The sequence below is a fragment of the Nonomuraea fuscirosea genome (genome assembly GCF_003001935.1).
Classification (GTDB): domain Bacteria; phylum Actinomycetota; class Actinomycetes; order Streptosporangiales; family Streptosporangiaceae; genus Nonomuraea; species Nonomuraea fuscirosea.
The window spans coordinates 315651-332665 of the sequence record NZ_PVNG01000013.1 but is presented as its reverse complement, the minus strand read 5'-3'; the positions used below and the strand labels follow the sequence as shown (position 1 = coordinate 332665).

The window sequence follows — 17015 nt, the reverse complement described above, 5'->3', positions numbered from 1 at the left end:
TGCCGTCAGACGTCATACGAATTATGTTTGGCCGGAGTCGGCCGGATCCGGTGGCCGCTCCCGGGAGGCGGGCAACGATGCAGCAGCGAACGTTATGGTCGGCTCTGATGGCCGTGGCACTGACCGTGGCGGGCTGCGGCAGCGCCACCCGGACGGAGTCACCGTCCGGACAGGCGTCGCAGCCGCAGCAGAAACTCTTGGTCTGGGACTGGAAGTCCGGGGAGGCGGCCGCCGCCACCTACATCGAGCAGGCCAAAGCGGACTTCGCCAAGCGGCACCCGGACGTCACCGTCGAGTTCGTCGCCCAGCCGTTCGACCAGTACTACACCCTGCTCGGCACGGCGATCCAGACCGGCAAGGGGCCCGACGTCATGCTCTTCAACGGAGGAGGGCAGATCCGCGACCGGGCCGACGCGCTCCTCCCGCTGGATTCGTACGTGGCCCAGGACAAGAGCCGGCTGGCGGGCTGGGACGCCTTCAGCAAGGACGGCAAGATCTACGCCGCGCCGGTGACCCTGCAGGGCCACCCGATCTACTACAACAAGGCGCTGTACGAGCGGGCAGGGCTCGACCCGGCCGCACCGCCCAAGACGTGGAGCGAGTTCGTCAGCGGCTGCGCCGCCGTCAAGAAGGCGACCGGGGCCGCCTGCTTCGCGCTCGGCAACAAGGAGGGCTTCGGCATCCAGTTCTTCCTGTCGGGCCTGGGGTCCGGTGTCCTCACTCCCGAGGAGTACGACGACTGGATCGCCGGCAAGCGCGACTGGAACTCTCCCGGCGTGAAGCGGATCTTCGAGCTGTGGAAGGACGTCGGCGACAAGGGGCTGAACAACGACGGCGCCAACTCCACCGCGATGTTCAGCGACGTGTTCCGCGTCTTCGAGACCGGTAAGGCCGCGCACATCATCGGCCTCATGTCGGATATCGGGCACTGGAACGACTTCAAGGAGTTCCTGCCGCCCGACAAGATCGGCGTCATGCCGGCTCCGGTCGTCACCGACGGCGCCGTTCCGAGCCTCCCGTACGACGGCGGGATCGGCTACGCGGTCGCGAAATGGACGAAGGCCCCCGAGCTGGCCGCCGATCTCGTGCGGTCCCTGACCTCCACCGGCGCGCTGACGGCGTTCTACGGCAAGGCCGGCGCGATCGTGTCCGACACGACGGTCGACGTCTCGCAGGCCGGCCCGGCCGTCGCCGCGATCACCGCCCAGATCGAGACCGGCAAGCCGGCCCTGCACGTGGCGCTGTCCTCCAAGACCCTCGACGTGATGGGCCGGCTGTCCCAGCAGCTGCTGAGCGGGTCGACCACCGTGGACAAGGCTCTGGAGCAGCTGGCCGCCTCCGACCGGAAGGGCTGACCGCGTGCGGATCGCGGAGCCGTCGTCGTCGGCGCTGGCCGAGCGCCTGGCACCCTACGTGCTGGTGGCCCCGGCCGTGCTGATCATCGTGGCGCTGCGGCTGTGGCCGCTGGCCCTGGGCGTCAACTTCTCCTTCACCGGCGACGGCGACCTCAACGGCACCCCCGTCGGACTGGGCAACTACCTGGAGCTGGCCGCCGACCCGCTGTTCCGCGTCTCGCTGCGCAACGTCGGGCTGCTGGTCCTGCTGCTGCCGGTGGCCGTGGCGATCCCGGGCCTGCTCGCGACCTTCATCTACCTGCGCGTGCCGGGCCACCGGGTCTACCGCAGCGTCTACTTCTTCCCGGCCGTGCTCTCCCCGGTGATCGTCGGCGCGATCTTCAACCTCATGCTCGGGTACGACGGCCCGCTGAACTCCCTGCTCGGGATGGTCGGCGCCGGCCCCGTCGACTGGCTCGGCGATCCGGGCATCGCCATGTTCACCGTCGTCGGCGTGCACGTCTGGGCGACCTTCGGGATGGCCCTGGTGGTGTTCCTCGCCGGATTCAGCACCTTGGACTCCTCGTTGCTGGACGCCGCCCGGGTGGACGGCGCGTCGCTCCGCCAGTCGATCTGGCACGTGATCATCCCTAGCCTGACCCGGACCATCCAGTTCGTCTTCGTGACGACCATGATCGGGATGCTGACGTCCATGTTCGGCCTGCTCTTCGTCATGACCAGCGGCGGCCCGGAGGGCGCCACCTATCTGCCGGAGTACTACATCTGGCATCAGCAGGGACAGCTCAACCGGCCGGCGCTCGCCTCGGCCGCCTCGACGGTGCTCTTCGTCGTCATGCTCGTGGTCGGGCTGCTGCAGATCACGCTGCTCCGGCGCGCGGGAAGGCAGGACTGATGCCCGGAGGACGCCTGGCCAGGTGGGCGGCCACCGTGCCGATGGCCGGTCTCGCGCTGGCGACGATCTATCCGCTCGTCTTCACCGCCAACGTCGCGATGAAGACCCGCCGCGACTACGTCCTCGACCGGTTCGCCCCGGCGGGCGGCCTGCGCTGGGACAACATCGCCGAGGCGTGGACCGGCGCCGGGATGGGGCGCTACTTCGTCAACTCGTTCGTCGTCGTCGCCTGTGCCGTGGCGCTGCTGCTCCTGCTGGGGTCGATGGCGGGCTTCGCGCTGGCCCGGCTGAGGTTCCGCGGTTCTTCGATGATCTTCCTGGGCTGTCTCGCCGGGCTGTTCATCCCGTTCCAAGTGATCATGGTCCCGCTCACCCGGGTCATGGCCGACAGCGGGCTCGTCGACACCTACCCGGGGCTGATCCTGGCCTACGTCGCCCAGTACCTGCCGTTCACCGTCTTCCTGATGACGAGCCACTACCGGACCATCCCGGCGGAGATCGTCGACGCGGCCAGGATCGACGGCAACTCGGTGTACGGCGTCTACCGGCGGATCATGCTCCCGCTGGGCGTGCCCGCGCTGCTGTCGGTCGGCATCCTCGACGCCCTGTTCTGCTGGAACGACGTGCTCATCGCCCTGCTCATGATGCCGTCGCCGGAACACCGCACCCTCATGATCGGGGTCAACGCGCTGCGCGGGCAGTACTCCGGCGACATTCCCACCTTCGCCTCGGGTGTCCTGATCGCCGCGGTACCCGTACTGATGATCTATCTGTTCCTCCAGCGGCAGATCGCCGACGGCGTCACCGCCGGTTCCACGAAAGGCTGACATGCGGATCACGGGGTATCGCACCATGACGACGGTCCAGGAATGGGGCCGTCCCGTCGGGGACGTCAACGGCGTCTTCGCCGACGGAACCGTCCCGGTGCCGCTCGTCCTGGTGGACACCGACGAGGGGATCACCGGCGTCGGCCTCGGGCCGCAGGTGGAGATCGACACCGTCTTCGCCGCGATCGAGGGTGAGGACCCGCGCGGGGTGACGGCGCTCTACGACCGCATGCTGCGGCGGACCTTCAAGGTCGGCCACGCCGGAGCCGTCTTCGGCACGATCGGGGCGCTCGACACCGCCCTGTGGGACATCAAGGCCCAGGCGGCCGGTGAGCCGCTCTGGCGCCTGCTCGGCGGGCGCGACCGGCGGGTGCCCGCCTACGCCTCCGGCCTCGACATCGGCCTGACCGACGACGAACTCGTCGCGGTCTACCAGGTCTACGCCCAGCACGGGCTCCGCGCGGCCAAGATCAAGGGCGGCCTCGACATCGAACGCGACCTGCGCCGCCTGACGCTGGTCCGCGATGTCCTGACCGAGGCCGGGCAGGGCGCGCGGCCGGGCCTCATGCTCGACGTGAACGAGGCCTGGACCCGCAAACAGGCCGTCCGTCACGTCTGCGAACTGGAACGCACGCTGGACCTCACCTGGATCGAGGAGCCGGTACGGCGGTGGGACGCCGAGGGCCTGGCCGCCGTCGGCCGCGGGATCCGCGCCTCCGTCGCCACGGGGGAGAACCTCACCGGGCTGGAGCAGTTCCGCCCGCTGCTGGCCGCGGGGGCCGTGGACATCGTCCAGACGGCCGTCGTCTGGGGGGTGTCCCACTTCCTGCGGGTCTCCGCGCTGGCGCACGCGCACGACCTGCCGGTCAGCCCGATCGGCGGCACGCCCGTCGCGCTGCTGCACGCCGCCACGTCGGTGCCGAACCACCTGGCCAGCGAGTTGCAGAATCTGCACCCGCCGCTCGGGCTGTCCCTCGACCTGCACGTCGAGGACGGCGCGGTCGTTCTCGGCGACTCACCTGGCCTCGGCGTCACGGTCGACGAGCAGGCGGTGGACGCCTTCCACCGGCCGGCCGTCAGGACGGCCGAGAGCCCCGACGTCCGGCCGGAGCACGCCGGACGACGGCTGCTGGCGGTCGCCGACCACTCCTTGCCGGCGCGGTCACCGGGATGAGCCGGCCCCGCTCCCGCCCGCCCGGCCCCGCCCCGCCGCCCGGCCCCGCCCCGCCGCCCGGCCCCGCCCCGTCGGCTGGACCCGCCCCGCCGCCCGTGCGCGGCCCGCGCCGGTCCGGGCCGGCCGCATCAGCGGTCGCCTCAGCGGTCGCCTCAGCGGGCCGAGAAGAGGCGCTGCTGGATCTCCCTGCGGTAGTCGGCGAGGGTGTTGTCGATGTGCGTGGCCGCCGCCTGCGCGGCCGCCTCCGGATCGCCGGCGCGGATGGCCCGGTGGATCGCGTCGTGCTCCTCGACCGCCTTGGCGGCGTGACCGCCCACCGAGCCGCGCAGGCCGATGAGGCTCGACTGCGCCTGCAGCCTGCGCGCCTCCCCTACGGCGACCTGGAGGAACATGTTGTGCGAGGCGGTGGCGACGGCGGTGTGGAAGGCGTCGTCGCCCTCGTTGAACAGGTCCTCGCGCCCGGTCTCGAAACCTCGGCGGCACAGGGCGGCGGCTTCCTCGATGGCCCTCAGCTCGGCCGGGGTGGCGCGGCGGGCGGCCAGCCGGCTGGTCTCCATCTCCTGCGCCTGGCGGAACTCGAACAGCATGTAGACGTGGTCGAGGTCGGTCGGAAGGAAGAAGGACGCCCGGCGCCCGGAGCCGAACATCCCCTCGTCGTCGGCCACGTACAGCCCGCGGCCCTTCTGGGCGCGCACCCGGCCCAGCGCGGAGAGGATCTTCACCGCCTCGCGCACCACGGTGCGGCTGGTGCCCAGCCGCCGGGCCAGCTCGTTCTCGGTCGGCATGCGGTCGCCAGGACGCAGGCCGAGCTCGACGATCAGTTCCAGCACCTGCTCGGCCGCCACCTCGTAGCCCGGCCGGTATCCGCTCTCGCGGGGAGTGTCGGTCACCGTGCTCCTTCCTCGCCGTTCCCTGCCTGAGTATGACTGATGGACCGAAATCCCCGAGGCCGGGCCGATGATGAGTACGACTTATATGAACGGTTCATTCGCGACCGCTCGATCCGAAAACGCGCCACCCGCGGAATAATCGCTGGTGAGTGCGGCTATCGGGGCACCGGGATCGCAGCGTTCGGGCGTGGAGCGAGGAGATAAGCCCGCCTAATCTCTTGACGGGCCGTCAAGATCTGACGCTAATGGGGGAGGCAGGCCGGCGCCCCCCACCCCCCGGAGGAACGACTGTGCCCTCACCCTCGCCCGTCACGCCGCCGAGACCCACCCTGATCGGCCTCGTGACCGCCGTGCTCGCCGCGGCGTTCGTCCTGATCGCCCCCGCTCCGGCGCTCGCCGCCACCACCACCCTTCACGCCGCACCGTCCGGCACCGGCACCGCCTGCACCTCCACTCAGCCGTGCGCGCTGTCCGCCGCGCAGGCGGCGGTACGTGCGCTGAACGCCGGGATGTCCGGTGACATCGTCGTCGAGCTGGCCGGCGGGGTATACCGGCTCTCCGCGCCGCTCCGGCTGACCGCCGCCGACTCCGGCACCAACGGGTACACGGTCACGTGGCGGGCCGCGGCGGGAGCCGTTCCGGTCATCAGCGGGGCCAGGGCGGTTACCGGCTGGTCACTGGCGGACTCCGGCAGGAACATCTGGCGCGCCGGCGTCGGCGCCGGGATCGACACCCGGCAGCTGTACGTCGACGGCGCGCTCGCCACCCGGGCGCGCACCGCCGTCAACCGGTCCGACTTCACCGCCGGCAGCACCGGAATGAGGTTCACCAGCGGCGCGCTGAGCTACCTGAACAACCTCACCGGCCAGGACCGGATCGAGATGGAGAGCGTCGGCTCCTTCACCGACCGGTACGCGCCCGTGCGGAGCATCGGCGGCAACCTCATCACGATGCGGCAGCCCGCCTGGAGCAACAACAACTTCGGCTACGACACCTTCACCAGCCCGCACCGGGCGGGGCCGCTCTACCTGGTCAACGCCTACGAGTTCCTCGACTCGCCGGGGGAGTGGTACCTCGACCCCGCGACCGGCGTCCTGTCCTACATCCCGCTAGCCGGGCAGAACATGGCCGACGTCAGCGTGGAGCTGCCGGTGCTGCAGTCGCTGGTACAGGTCGGGGGCACCTATGGCGCGCCCGCGCACCACATCACGTTCAGCGGGATCACCTTCACCGGCACCAGCTGGCTCGGCCCGAGCGGCGACCAGGGCTACGTGGACCAGCAGACCGGCGCCTACATCGCCGGCGACTGGAGCCGGCCCGCCTTCACCGCCTGCCACCAGGGCTGCCGCGAGTTCGAGGCGACCCGGCCGAACTGGTTCCAGATGCCCGCCGCCGTGCAGGTCTCCGCGGCCGACACCATCACCTTCACCGGCTCGCGCTTCGTCAACCTGGGACAGACCGCCATCGGCATCGGCAACGACGCCAACGCGCACGCCTCCGGGGTCGGCCTGGGCGCCACCGGCATCACGGTCACCCGGTCGGAGATCGCCCACAGCTCCGCCGGCGGCATCGTGGCCGGCGGCGTGCGCGCCGACGCGCACCACCCGGGCGACCCGCGCATGGTCAACCGGAACATCACCGTCAGCCACAACCGCATCCACGACCTCGGCCTGGACCACCGTGGCGTCGTCTCGGTCCTGACCACGTACGTCACCGGCACCGACGTGTCCCACAACGAGGTCTACAACCTGCCCTACACCGGCATGTCGATCGGGTACGGCTGGGGCGCCAACGAGCCGGGCGGCAGCGACCACTACGCCCAGCGCGGCCTGTACGACTTCCAGCCCCGCTACACCACGCCCACCACCGCCTCCGGCAACCGGCTCGTCGGCAACTACGTGCACGACGTCATGCGGCAGATGACCGACGGCGGCTGCATCTACACCCTCTCGTGGAACCCGGGTGCGGTGATCAGCGACAACCACTGCCTGCGCACCAACGGCTGGTTCGGCGTCTATTTCGACGAGGGCTCCAGGTACTACACCGTCAGGAACAACGTGCTGTCCAGCACCGGCACCTGGGCCACCGCCAACTACTGGTACGGCGAGAACATGGGCGACTTCACCGTCACCGGCAACTGGTCCACCAACGGGAGCACGAACGTGACGAACGGCGACCGCGGCAGCGTGGTGAACGGCAACATCACCGTCTCCGGCGGCTCCTGGCCGGCCGGCGCCCAGGCCGTGATCGCCGCCGCCGGTCCCGAGGGCGCGCCTTCCGGCGGCACCGGCGCGCTGAAGCACGCGGGGTCGGGCCGCTGCCTGGACGTCAACGGCGCCTCGCAGGCCAACGGCGCGCAGGCCCAGCTTTGGGACTGCCACGGCCAGGCCAACCAGCAGTGGACCCAGACCGGCGCCGGTGAGCTGCGCGTCTACGGCGGCAAGTGCCTGGACGTCAACGGGGCCGGCACCGCCGACGGCACCGCGGTGATCATCTGGGACTGCAACGGTCAGAACAACCAGAAGTGGCGGCTCAACGCCGACGGCAGCGTCACCGCCGTCGGGGCGGACAAGTGCCTGGACGTGCCTAGCACCGCCAACGGCGCCAAGGCGCGCATCCGGACCTGTACCGGCGGCGCCGACCAGAAGTGGTCCCGCGCCTGACACCGTCCGACCGGTCTTCCTGTCGCAGGAGGGAACCCTCATGTCCCGACGTCCGTGGCGCGTGCTGCTGACCGCGCTGGCGCTGATCGCCCCCGGAGCGCTCGCGCTCGACGCCACCCCCGCCTACGCCCTCGACATCCCGCCCTCCGACTACCAGCAGGTGTCGCTCGCCTCGGGCGGCACGGAACTGGGCGAGGCGATGTCGCTGGCCGTGCTGCCGAACCGGTCGGTGGTGCACACGGCACGCGACGGCACGGTACGCGTCACCGACGCCGCCGGCGCCACGAAGGTGGCCGGCCGGCTCAACGTCTACACCCACGACGAGGAGGGCCTGCAGGGCGTGGCGGCCGATCCCGGCTTCGCCTCCAACCGGCACCTGTGGCTCTACTACTCCCCGCGGCTGAGCACGCCGAGCGGCGACGCGCCGAGCACCGGCACGCAGTCCCAGTTCGACCAGTGGAAGGGCGAGCTGTATCTGTCCCGGTTCACCCTGAAGACGGATGACACGCTCGACCTGTCCAGCGAGAAGGTCGTCCTGCGGGTGCAGAACGACCGCGGCATGTGCTGCCACGTGGGCGGGGACATCGACTTCGACGCCGCCGGCAACCTCTACCTGACCACCGGGGACGACACCAACCCGTTCGAGTCGGCCGGCTACTCCCCGCTGGACGAGCGGACCAGCCGCAACCCGCAGTACGACGCCCAGCGCTCCGCCGCCAACACCAACGACCTGCGCGGCAAACTCCTGCGCATCAAACCGCAGGCCGACGGCACGTACACCATCCCCAGCGGCAACCTGTTCCCGCCGGGGACGGCGCGGACCCGGCCGGAGATCTACGCGATGGGCTTCCGCAACCCGTTCCGGATGAGCGTGGACAAGGCGACCGGCATCGTCTACCTCGGCGACTACGGGCCCGACGCGGGCGTGTCCAACTCGGCCCGCGGGCCGAGCGGGCAGGTGGAGTTCGACCGCGTCACCGCTCCGGGCAACTACGGATGGCCGTACTGCACGGGCACGAACACCACCGCCGAGACCTACAACGAATGGAACTTCGCCACCAACGCCACCGGTCCCAAGTACGACTGCGCGGGCGGCCCGGCCAACAACTCCTTCCGCAACACCGGCCAGGCCACGCTGCCCGCCGCGAAGCCGGCCTGGATCCGGTACGCGGGGGACGCGGGAAGCCCGCCGGAGTTCGGCTCCGGGTCGGAGTCGCCGATGGGCGGCCCGGTCTACCGCTACGACCCCGGCCTGAACTCGGCCGTCAAGTTCCCCCAGTCGCTCGACGGGCGGTACTTCGCCGGCGAGTACGGGCGGCGCTGGATCAAGGCGATCGAGGTCGAGCAGGACGGAGGCTACGGAGAGATCGCCGCGTTCCCCTGGTCGGGGACGCAGGTGATGGACATGGCCTTCGGCCCCGACGGAGCCCTGTACGTCCTCGACTACGGCACCGGGAGCAACAACCAGGCGCTCTACCGCATCGAGTACATCGGCGACGCCGACCGCAACCCGATCGCCAAGGCGTCCGCCGACAGGACGTCAGGGCCGGCGCCGCTCACCGTGGCCTTCTCCTCGGCGGGCAGCTCCGACCCGGAGGGCGGCGCGCTGACGTACGCGTGGAACTTCGGCGACGGCACCACCTCCACGGCGGCGAACCCGACCAAGACCTACTCCGCGAACGGCTCCTACACGGCCACGCTCACGGTCCGGGACCCGCAGGGCCTCACCGGCACGGCGAGCGTGACCGTGACCGTCGGCAACACCGCGCCCACGGTCACCCTCACCACCCCGGGTGACGGACAGCCCTTCTCCTTCGGCGACACCGTGCCCTTCCAGGTCACCGTCAGCGACCCGGAGGACGGCACGATCGACTGCGCCGGGGTCACCGTCGCCTACTTCCTCGGCCACGACAGCCACCGCCACCAGATCACCTCCCGAACCGGCTGCTCGGGTTCCATCGCGGTGCCCGTGGACGGCGAGCACGACGCCGCGGCCAACATCTACGGGGTCTTCGAGGCCTCCTACACCGACGGCGGCGGCCTGACCTCCACCAGCGCCCGCGTCCTCCAGCCACGGCACCGGCAGGCGGAGCACTTCGGCGCCCAGCAGGGCGTCCAGACGGCCGAGCACGCCACGGCGGAGGGCGGCATGACGGCCGGCTTCATCGACGACGGCGACTGGATCTCCTTCCAGCCGTACCGGCTGGCGGACGCCACGCGGATCACCGCCCGCGTGTCCTCGGCCGGCGCGGGCGGCCGGATCGAGGTGCGGGCCGGCTCGGCGACGGGCACGCTGCTCGGCACCGCGACCGTGGCGAGCACCGGAGGCTGGGACGTCTTCACCGACGTCTCGGCGTCCCTCGCCGGTGCGCCGTCCGGGACGACGACGCTGTACCTCGTCTTCCGCGGCCCGTCCGGGCAGGGCTATCTGTTCGATGTGGACGCCTTCACCCTGTCCACCGGCGGCGGCCCGGGCGGCACGGGCGCGCTCAAGGGCGTGGGCTCGAACCGCTGCCTGGACGTCAACGGCGCCTCGCAGGCCGACGGCGCACTGGCCCAGCTCTGGGACTGCAACGGGCAGCCCAACCAGCAGTGGACCTCCACCGACGCGGGAGAGCTGAGGGTCTACGGTGGCAAGTGCCTGGACGTGAACGGGGCCGGCACCGCCGACGGCACCGCGGTGATCATCTGGACCTGCACCGGCCAGAACAACCAGAAGTGGCGGCTCAACGCCGACGGCACGATCACCGCCGTCGGCGCGAACAAGTGCCTGGACGTGCCCGGCACCGCCAACGGCGCCAAGGCACGCATCTGGACCTGCGACGGAGGAACCGACCAGCGCTGGACCCGCATCTGAAAGGGACACCCATGCTGCGACATCTGACTTCGGCCCTACCCGGGAGCGGCCGCAGGACGCTGCGGCGCCTGACCGTGACAGCGGCGGCGATCGGCCTCGCCGCGACGATGCTCCCCGCCCTCCCCGCCACGGCTGCCGCCGTCAAGGTGCTGGTGTTCTCCAAGACGGCCGGCTTCCGGCACGACTCCATCCCCACCGGGATCCAGGCCATCCGCGACCTGGGCGCGGCCAACGACTTCGCCGTGGACGCCACCGAGGACTCGGCCGCCTTCAGCACGGGCAACCTGGCCCAGTACCAGGCGGTGGTGTTCCTCAGCACGACCGGCGACGTGCTGAACGCCGACCAGCAGGCCGCCTTCCAGACGTACGTGGACGGCGGGGGCGGCTACGTCGGCGTGCACGCGGCCGCCGACACCGAGTACGACTGGCCCTACTACGGGCAGCTCGTGGGGGCCTGGTTCAACAACCACCCGGCGATCCAGCGGGCCACCGTGCGGACCGAGGACCGGGCGCACGCCGCGACCGCGCACCTCGGGGCGACCTGGTCGCGCACCGACGAGTGGTACAACTACCGCACCAACCCCCGCCAGAACGTCCGGGTGCTGCAGAGCCTGGACGAGAGCAGCTACAGCGGCGGCGGCATGGGCGACCATCCGATCACCTGGTGCCACCCGCAGTCCTCGGGCCGCTCGTTCTACACCGGCCTAGGGCACACCCAGGAGTCGTACGCCGATCCGGACTTCCGCGCGCTGCTGGCCGGCGGGATCCGGTACGCGGCCAAGGCCGTCAACGCCGACTGCCGCCCGGAGACCGGGTACACGACGTTGTACAACGGCTCCACGGCGGGCTGGTCGCAGGCGGGGCCGGGATCGTTCGCCGGCAGCGACGCCACGCTGACCTCCCAGGGCGGCATGGGCATGCTGTGGTACGACGCCAAGGAGTTCGGCTCCTACTCACTCAAGCTCGACTGGAGGCTGACCGGCGACTCCAACTCCGGGGTGATCGTCGGATTCCCGGCCACCGGCGACCCGAACGCGGCGCTCAGCACCGGATACGAGGTGCAGATCGACGCGACCGACACCCCGGACAGGACGACCGGGGCCGTCTACGGCTTCAAGTCCGCCGACCTCGCCGCCCGCGACGCCGCGCTGAACCCGCCGGGCCGGTGGAACACCTACGAACTGCTGGTGGAGGGCGAGCGGCTGCAGGTGTTCCTGAACGGCACCAGGATCAACGACTTCACCAACACCGATCCGGCCCGCTCGCTCCAGCAGGGCCACATCGGCATCCAGAACCACGGCTCCGGCGACGTGGTGTCCTTCCGCAACATCCGGATCAAGGAACTGTCCGGCCCGCCGGGCGGCACCGGCGCGCTGAAGCACGCGGGGTCGAACCGCTGCCTGGACGTCAGCGGCGCCTCGCAGGCCAACGGCGCGCAGGCCCAGCTCTGGGACTGCCACGGCCAGGCCAACCAGCAGTGGGCCTCGACCGCCGCCGGTGAGCTGCGCGTCTACGGCACCAAGTGTCTCGACGTGAACGGGGCCGGCACGGCCGACGGCACCGCGGTGATCATCTGGACCTGCAACGGCCAGAACAACCAGAAGTGGCGCATGAACGCCGACGGCACGATCACCGCCGTCGGCGCGAACAAGTGCCTGGACGTCGCCGGCACCGCCAACGGCGCCAAGGCGCGCATCTGGACCTGCAACGGCGGAACCAACCAGCGCTGGACCCGTGGCTGAGCCCCCCGGGAGCCCGAGAAGGCAGGCCACGTGCTGAGCATGCGCGGCATCGGCAAGGGCTTTCTGGGCGTGCGAGTGCTGTCCGGCGTGGACCTGGAGGTGACGGCCGGCGAGGTCCACGCCGTCGTCGGCGAGAACGGCGCCGGCAAATCCACCCTCATGAAGATCATCTGCGGGGTGCACGCGCCGGACGAGGGCACGATCGAGATCGACGGCCGGCCCGTCACCTTCGGCCACCCGATCGAGGCGCAGCGCTCCGGCATCGCCATCATCCACCAGGAGTTCAACCTGCTGCCGGAGCGCACCGTGGCCGAGAACGTGTTTCTCGGCCGCGAGCCCGTCAGGCGCGGCCTGGTCGACCGCGCCGCCATGGAGGAGGCGACCGCCAGGCTTCTCGACGAGCTGGGCGAGGGCACCTTCGGCCCCCGCGACACCGTCAAGCGCCTGCCGGTGGCCCAGCAGCAGATCGTCGAGATCGTCAAGGCGCTGTCGGTGAACGCCCGGCTCCTCGTCATGGACGAGCCCAGCGCGGCGCTCGCCGAGCACGAGGTCGAGCTGCTCTACCGGCTGATCGGGCGGCTGAGGGACCGCGGCGTCGCCGTCGTGTACATCTCCCACCGATTACGCGAGGTGTTCGACCTCGCCGACCGGGTCACCGTGCTCAAGGACGGCGCGCGCGTCACCACGCTCCCGATCGGCGAGGTGACCTCCGACGAGCTGATCCGCCTCATGGTGGGCCGCGACCTCGGCGCCTGCTTCCCGCCCCGCTCGGCGGGCGCCGGCGAGGTACGCCTCAGCCTGCGCGCGGCCGGCAACCACCGGCTCCGCGACATCGATCTGGAGCTGCGCGCCGGGGAGATCGTCGGCATCGCGGGCCTGCAGGGCTCCGGCAGGTCGGAGCTCGCCAAGGCGATCTTCGGGGCGGAGCCGTTCACCACGGGCGAGATGACCCCCTCGTGCCCGCGCTCGGTCCGGGAAGGCGTGGCCATGGGCATCGGGCTCGTGACCGAGGACCGCAAGGCCGAAGGGCTCGCGCTGCGCCAGTCCGTGCGCGACAACGTCCTGCTCGTCGCCCGCGCGGTCGGCGCCGGGAACCGTGGCGGTGTCCGCGACCTGCTCGAACGGGTGCGCCTGTCGCCCGCGCGCCGGGAACAGGAGGTCCGCTACCTGTCCGGCGGCAATCAGCAGAAGGTCGTGCTCGTCAAATGGATGACGATGGCACCGCGGGTGCTGTTGTGCGACGAACCGACCCGGGGCGTCGACGTCGGGGCCAAGGCCGCGATCCACGGCCTGATGCGCGAACTGGCGAACGACGGCATGGCCATCATGATGATCTCGTCCGAGCTGCCCGAGCTCATCGGCATGAGCGACCGCATCGTCGTCCTGCGCGACGGCCGCGTCGCGGGCACGCTGCCGGCCGGGGCCTCCGAGGAAGCCGTCATGCGTCTGGCCGCGGGCGAGGTGGGCTGAGTGGACCTGCTCACGCGCGCCGGCCGCGCCGCCCGACAGGCGCGCGGCGGCCCGGCGAGTCACGCGCACGACCCCGCGCGAGTGGTGTTCCTCGCGCTGTTCGGCCTGGTCGCGGCAGGCTGGGCCCTCGTCGCGATCGACGGCGGCCAGTTCCTCACCATGGAGAGCGTCGTCGGGATCCAGCAGCGCTCCGCCGCCCTCGGCATCGTGGCGATCGGGCAGACGCTGGCCATCCTGGCCGGGTCGCTCGACCTGTCGGTGGCGTACCTGATCAGCCTGGCCTCGCTCGTCGCGGCGGAGATCATGGCGGGCCAGGACGGGAACATCGGGCCGGCGATCGCCGCGGTGCTGGTCATCAGCGCGCTGGTGGGACTTTTCAACGGGCTGGTCATCACCCGGCTCCAGGTCCACGCCTTCATCGCCACGCTCGGTGCCGCACTGATCATCAAGGGCGTCGTCGACCACCTGTACGACGGCCCGGCGGGCAAGGTGCCCGAGTCGTTCCAGCTCCTCGGCTACTCCCGCGTCGGGCCGATCCCCGTCTCCGCCATGCTGTGGGCGGGCGTCGCCGTCGTGGCCTGGTTCTTGCTGAGCAGGACCCGGCTGGGCCACCGGATCTACGCGGTGGGCGGTGACGAGGAGGTCGCCCGGCTGTCCGGGATCCGCACCCCCCGTGTCATCGTGATCACCCACGTGCTCTGTTCGGTCTGCGCCGGCATCGCGGGCCTCCTGCTGGCCGCCAGGCTCGGGGCGGGAGCGCCCACGGTGGGCACCGACGGCGGATACGACCTGGAATCCATCGCCGCGGTCGTGCTCGGCGGGACCGCGCTGGCCGGAGGCAGGGGCGGGGTCGCCGGGACCGTGGGCGGGGTCCTGCTGCTGGCCGTCCTGGACACCATCTTCAACCAGCTCGAGATCAACTCCTTCGTCAAGGATGTGGTCCGCGGCGCGGTCATCGTCGTCGCGGTGGCCGTCTACGCCCGGCGCGGCACGAGGCGGACGGCATGAGGCGGGCCCTTCCCATCCTCGCGGTCCTCGTGGTGCTGCTGGCCGCGATCGCGATCGCCAACCCCTTCATCCTGGAGCCCGCCGGATTCCTGGCGTTCCTCAAGCGGGCCGCGCCGCTGGTGGTCCTCGCCGCGGGACAGTATTTCGTCGTCGTCTCCGGCGAGTTCGACCTGTCGGTCGGCTCGCTGGTGACGGCCGAGGTGGTGATCGCCGCCCGGCTCATCGACGGCGACGAGTCCGCCACCTGGCCGGTGCTCGCCCTGCTGATCGTCGCCGGGCTGCTCGCCGGCCTCGTCAACGGCGTGCTCACCACCAAGCTGCGGGTGCCGTCGTTCATCGTGACGCTCGGCATGCTGCTCGTCCTCAGCGGGGCGGTCTTCCTCTGGACCGGTGGCGCGCCGCGCGGCGCGCTGTCGGAAGGCTTCCGGGAGTTCGGCCGCGGCGGCCTCGGACCCGTGCCGTGGTCGGTGCTGATCCTGCTGGTCACGGGAGCGGCGGCGATCTGGCTCATGCGCGCCGACTTCGGCAGGACGCTGATGGCCACCGGCGACAACGAGCGCGCCGCGGCACTGTCCGGGGTGCGGGTCGATCGGGTCAAGATCTTCGCCTTCATGCTCTCCGGCCTGTCCGCGGCCGTCGCGGCGATCCTGCTCGGCGGATTCGCCGGGGTCTCGGCGCAGGCGGGCCAGGGGCTGGAGTTCTCCGCCATCACCGCGGTCGTGCTCGGCGGCGTGGTGCTCGGCGGCGGCCGCGGTTCCGTGCTCGCCGCCATGGCCGGGGCGGTCACGCTGGAGGCACTGTTCACCCTGCTCAACCTGTACGGGATCTCGGGGGCGCTGGAGTTCACCGTGCAGGGCGTCATCATCATCGCCGCGGTCGCGGCAGGAGCCATCCGGCTTCCCCGGAAGCCCACCCCCCGAAGAGGAGACGCACATGCCGCGTCCTAGGGCCGCAGTCGCCGTGCTCGCCGTGCTCGTCGCCGCCGGCTGCACCACCGACAAGCCGGCGGCCACCACCCCGTCCGCGGCGCCCGCCGCGAGCGCTCAGGGCTCCGGAACGGGCGCGCAGTCGAAGTTCTTCGTCCAGGCGGACTTCGACGCCCAGCTCGGCATGCGCTCCCAGACGCCTGAGGGCCCCGCGAACAAGCCCTGGGAGCAGGCCATCGCCCCGAAGATGATCGACACGGCGCAGTACAAGAAGGACGGGCCGTACCACCTGTGCTTCTCCAACGCGGCGGTCAACAACCCCTGGCGCCAGGTCGGCTGGAAGACGATGCAGGCCGAGGTGAGCCTGCACGAGGAGATCGGAAAGTTCACCGCCCTGGACGCCGAGGGCAAGGACGACAAGCAGATCTCCGACATCGCCGAGCTGCAGGCCAAGGGCTGCGACGCGCTGATCGTCTCGCCGAACACCACGGCCACGCTCACCCCCGCGGTGGCGGCCGCCTGCGGGAAGGTGCCCGTCATCGTGTTCGACCGGGGCGTGGAGACCGACTGCCCGGTGACGTTCATCAAGCCCATCGGCGGCTACGCCTTCGGCGCCGACGCCGCCGAGTTCCTGGCAGAGAAGGTGCCGGAGGGCGGGAAGGTGCTGGCGCTGCGCATCCTGCCCGGCGTGGACGTGCTGGAGACCCGCTGGTCGGCGGCGAAGGTGGTCTTCGACAGGAGCCGCCTCCAGGTCGTGGGGGTGGAGTTCACCGACGGGGACGCCGCCAGGACCAAGAGCATCGTCAGCGACTACATCCAGCGGCACGGCACGATCGACGGCGTCTGGATGGACGCGGGCGCCACGGCGGTGGCCGCGGTCGAGGCGTTCGAGGACGCCGGCCTGCGGGTGCCGCCGATCAACGGCGAGGACCAGCAGGACTTCCTGCAGAAGTGGAAGGACGCCGGCCTCACCGCCGTAGCGCCCACGTACCCCACCTACCAGTGGCGCACCCCGGTCATCGCCGCGCTGAAGATCCTCAAGGGCGAGGAGGTGCCCGGGACGTGGAACCTGCCGCAGCCGAAGGTCACCAGCGAGACTCTGCCGGCCTACCTCAAGCCCAACATGCCGCCCCTGCACTACGCGCTGTGCGGGTGTGAGGACCTGCCCGGCTTCCCGGAGAGCTGGGGCGGGAAGAAGGGCTGACCGGTTC

12 protein-coding genes are annotated in these 17015 nt (G+C 71.1%); 11 read left to right on the top strand and 1 reads right to left on the bottom strand.

All coding sequences use genetic code 11. The features are described 5' to 3' along the window. Nucleotides 1-107 precede the first annotated feature (107 nt). The 4 genes from B0I32_RS29700 to B0I32_RS29685 are packed head-to-tail and all read left to right on the top strand — an operon-like array spanning nt 108 to nt 4248. Entirely contained in the window at nt 108-1355 is a 1248-nt protein-coding gene (locus B0I32_RS29700) for an ABC transporter substrate-binding protein (protein ID WP_219912054.1), read from the top strand. 4 nt (nt 1356-1359) lie between these two features. Continuing rightward, entirely contained in the window at nt 1360-2247 is an 888-nt protein-coding gene (locus B0I32_RS29695; RefSeq protein ID WP_106245354.1) for a carbohydrate ABC transporter permease, read from the top strand. Further along, the gene (locus B0I32_RS29690; protein ID WP_106245352.1) at nt 2247-3074 is read left to right on the top strand and encodes a carbohydrate ABC transporter permease; all 828 of its coding nucleotides are present in this window, start codon (nt 2247-2249) and stop codon (nt 3072-3074) included. Before B0I32_RS29695 ends, B0I32_RS29690 begins: the two co-directional genes overlap by 1 nt. A 25-nt stretch (nt 3075-3099) precedes the next feature. After that, complete coding sequence (locus B0I32_RS29685) at nt 3100-4248, top strand: mandelate racemase/muconate lactonizing enzyme family protein (RefSeq protein WP_219912053.1); 1149 nt, start codon at nt 3100-3102, stop codon at nt 4246-4248. Nucleotides 4249-4400: 152 nt separating this feature from the next. Here B0I32_RS29685 and B0I32_RS29680 read toward each other — a convergent pair whose 3' ends face one another. Next, the gene (locus B0I32_RS29680; RefSeq protein WP_106245349.1) at nt 4401-5138 is read right to left on the bottom strand and encodes a FadR/GntR family transcriptional regulator; all 738 of its coding nucleotides are present in this window, start codon (nt 5136-5138) and stop codon (nt 4401-4403) included. Between the two features lie 290 nt (nt 5139-5428). Here B0I32_RS29680 and B0I32_RS60125 point away from each other — a divergent pair, with 290 nt between their 5' ends. From B0I32_RS60125 to B0I32_RS29645, 7 genes are read left to right on the top strand one after another with little or no spacing between them, the layout of a single operon-like run. Continuing rightward, nucleotides 5429-7801, top strand: a complete 2373-nt coding sequence (locus tag B0I32_RS60125) for a ricin-type beta-trefoil lectin domain protein (protein WP_245956108.1) — start codon at nt 5429-5431, stop codon at nt 7799-7801. A gap of 40 nt (nt 7802-7841) precedes the next feature. Further along, the gene (locus B0I32_RS29670; RefSeq protein WP_106245346.1) at nt 7842-10658 is read left to right on the top strand and encodes a PQQ-dependent sugar dehydrogenase; all 2817 of its coding nucleotides are present in this window, start codon (nt 7842-7844) and stop codon (nt 10656-10658) included. 11 nt (nt 10659-10669) lie between these two features. Then, the gene (locus tag B0I32_RS29665) at nt 10670-12400 is read left to right on the top strand and encodes a ThuA domain-containing protein (protein WP_181307911.1); all 1731 of its coding nucleotides are present in this window, start codon (nt 10670-10672) and stop codon (nt 12398-12400) included. 39 nt (nt 12401-12439) lie between these two features. Then, a complete protein-coding gene (locus B0I32_RS29660; protein ID WP_181307917.1) occupies nt 12440-13870 on the top strand; it encodes a sugar ABC transporter ATP-binding protein in 1431 nt (476 codons plus the stop codon). Continuing rightward, the gene (locus B0I32_RS29655) at nt 13871-14878 is read left to right on the top strand and encodes an ABC transporter permease (protein WP_219912052.1); all 1008 of its coding nucleotides are present in this window, start codon (nt 13871-13873) and stop codon (nt 14876-14878) included. Then, on the top strand, nt 14875-15825 hold the full coding sequence (locus B0I32_RS29650; RefSeq protein WP_106245342.1) for an ABC transporter permease: 951 nt from the start codon (nt 14875-14877) through the stop codon (nt 15823-15825). Before B0I32_RS29655 ends, B0I32_RS29650 begins: the two co-directional genes overlap by 4 nt. Further along, nucleotides 15812-17008 (top strand): substrate-binding domain-containing protein, encoded by a 1197-nt coding sequence (locus B0I32_RS29645; protein ID WP_106245340.1) that lies wholly within the window; start codon nt 15812-15814, stop codon nt 17006-17008. The genes B0I32_RS29650 and B0I32_RS29645 overlap by 14 nt, the downstream gene beginning before the upstream one ends. Nucleotides 17009-17015: the final 7 nt, after the last annotated feature.

Coding starts and splice junctions, on each gene's coding strand:
- B0I32_RS29700 (WP_219912054.1), top strand. CDS start 108: ATGGCCGTGGCACTGACCGTGGCGGGCTGCGGCAGCGCCACCCGGACG.
- B0I32_RS29690 (WP_106245352.1), top strand. CDS start 2,247: ATGCCCGGAGGACGCCTGGCCAGGTGGGCGGCCACCGTGCCGATGGCC.
- B0I32_RS29685 (WP_219912053.1), top strand. CDS start 3,100: ATGACGACGGTCCAGGAATGGGGCCGTCCCGTCGGGGACGTCAACGGC.
- B0I32_RS29670 (WP_106245346.1), top strand. CDS start 7,842: ATGTCCCGACGTCCGTGGCGCGTGCTGCTGACCGCGCTGGCGCTGATC.
- B0I32_RS29665 (WP_181307911.1), top strand. CDS start 10,670: ATGCTGCGACATCTGACTTCGGCCCTACCCGGGAGCGGCCGCAGGACG.
- B0I32_RS29660 (WP_181307917.1), top strand. CDS start 12,440: ATGCGCGGCATCGGCAAGGGCTTTCTGGGCGTGCGAGTGCTGTCCGGC.
- B0I32_RS29650 (WP_106245342.1), top strand. CDS start 14,875: ATGAGGCGGGCCCTTCCCATCCTCGCGGTCCTCGTGGTGCTGCTGGCC.
- B0I32_RS29645 (WP_106245340.1), top strand. CDS start 15,812: ATGCCGCGTCCTAGGGCCGCAGTCGCCGTGCTCGCCGTGCTCGTCGCC.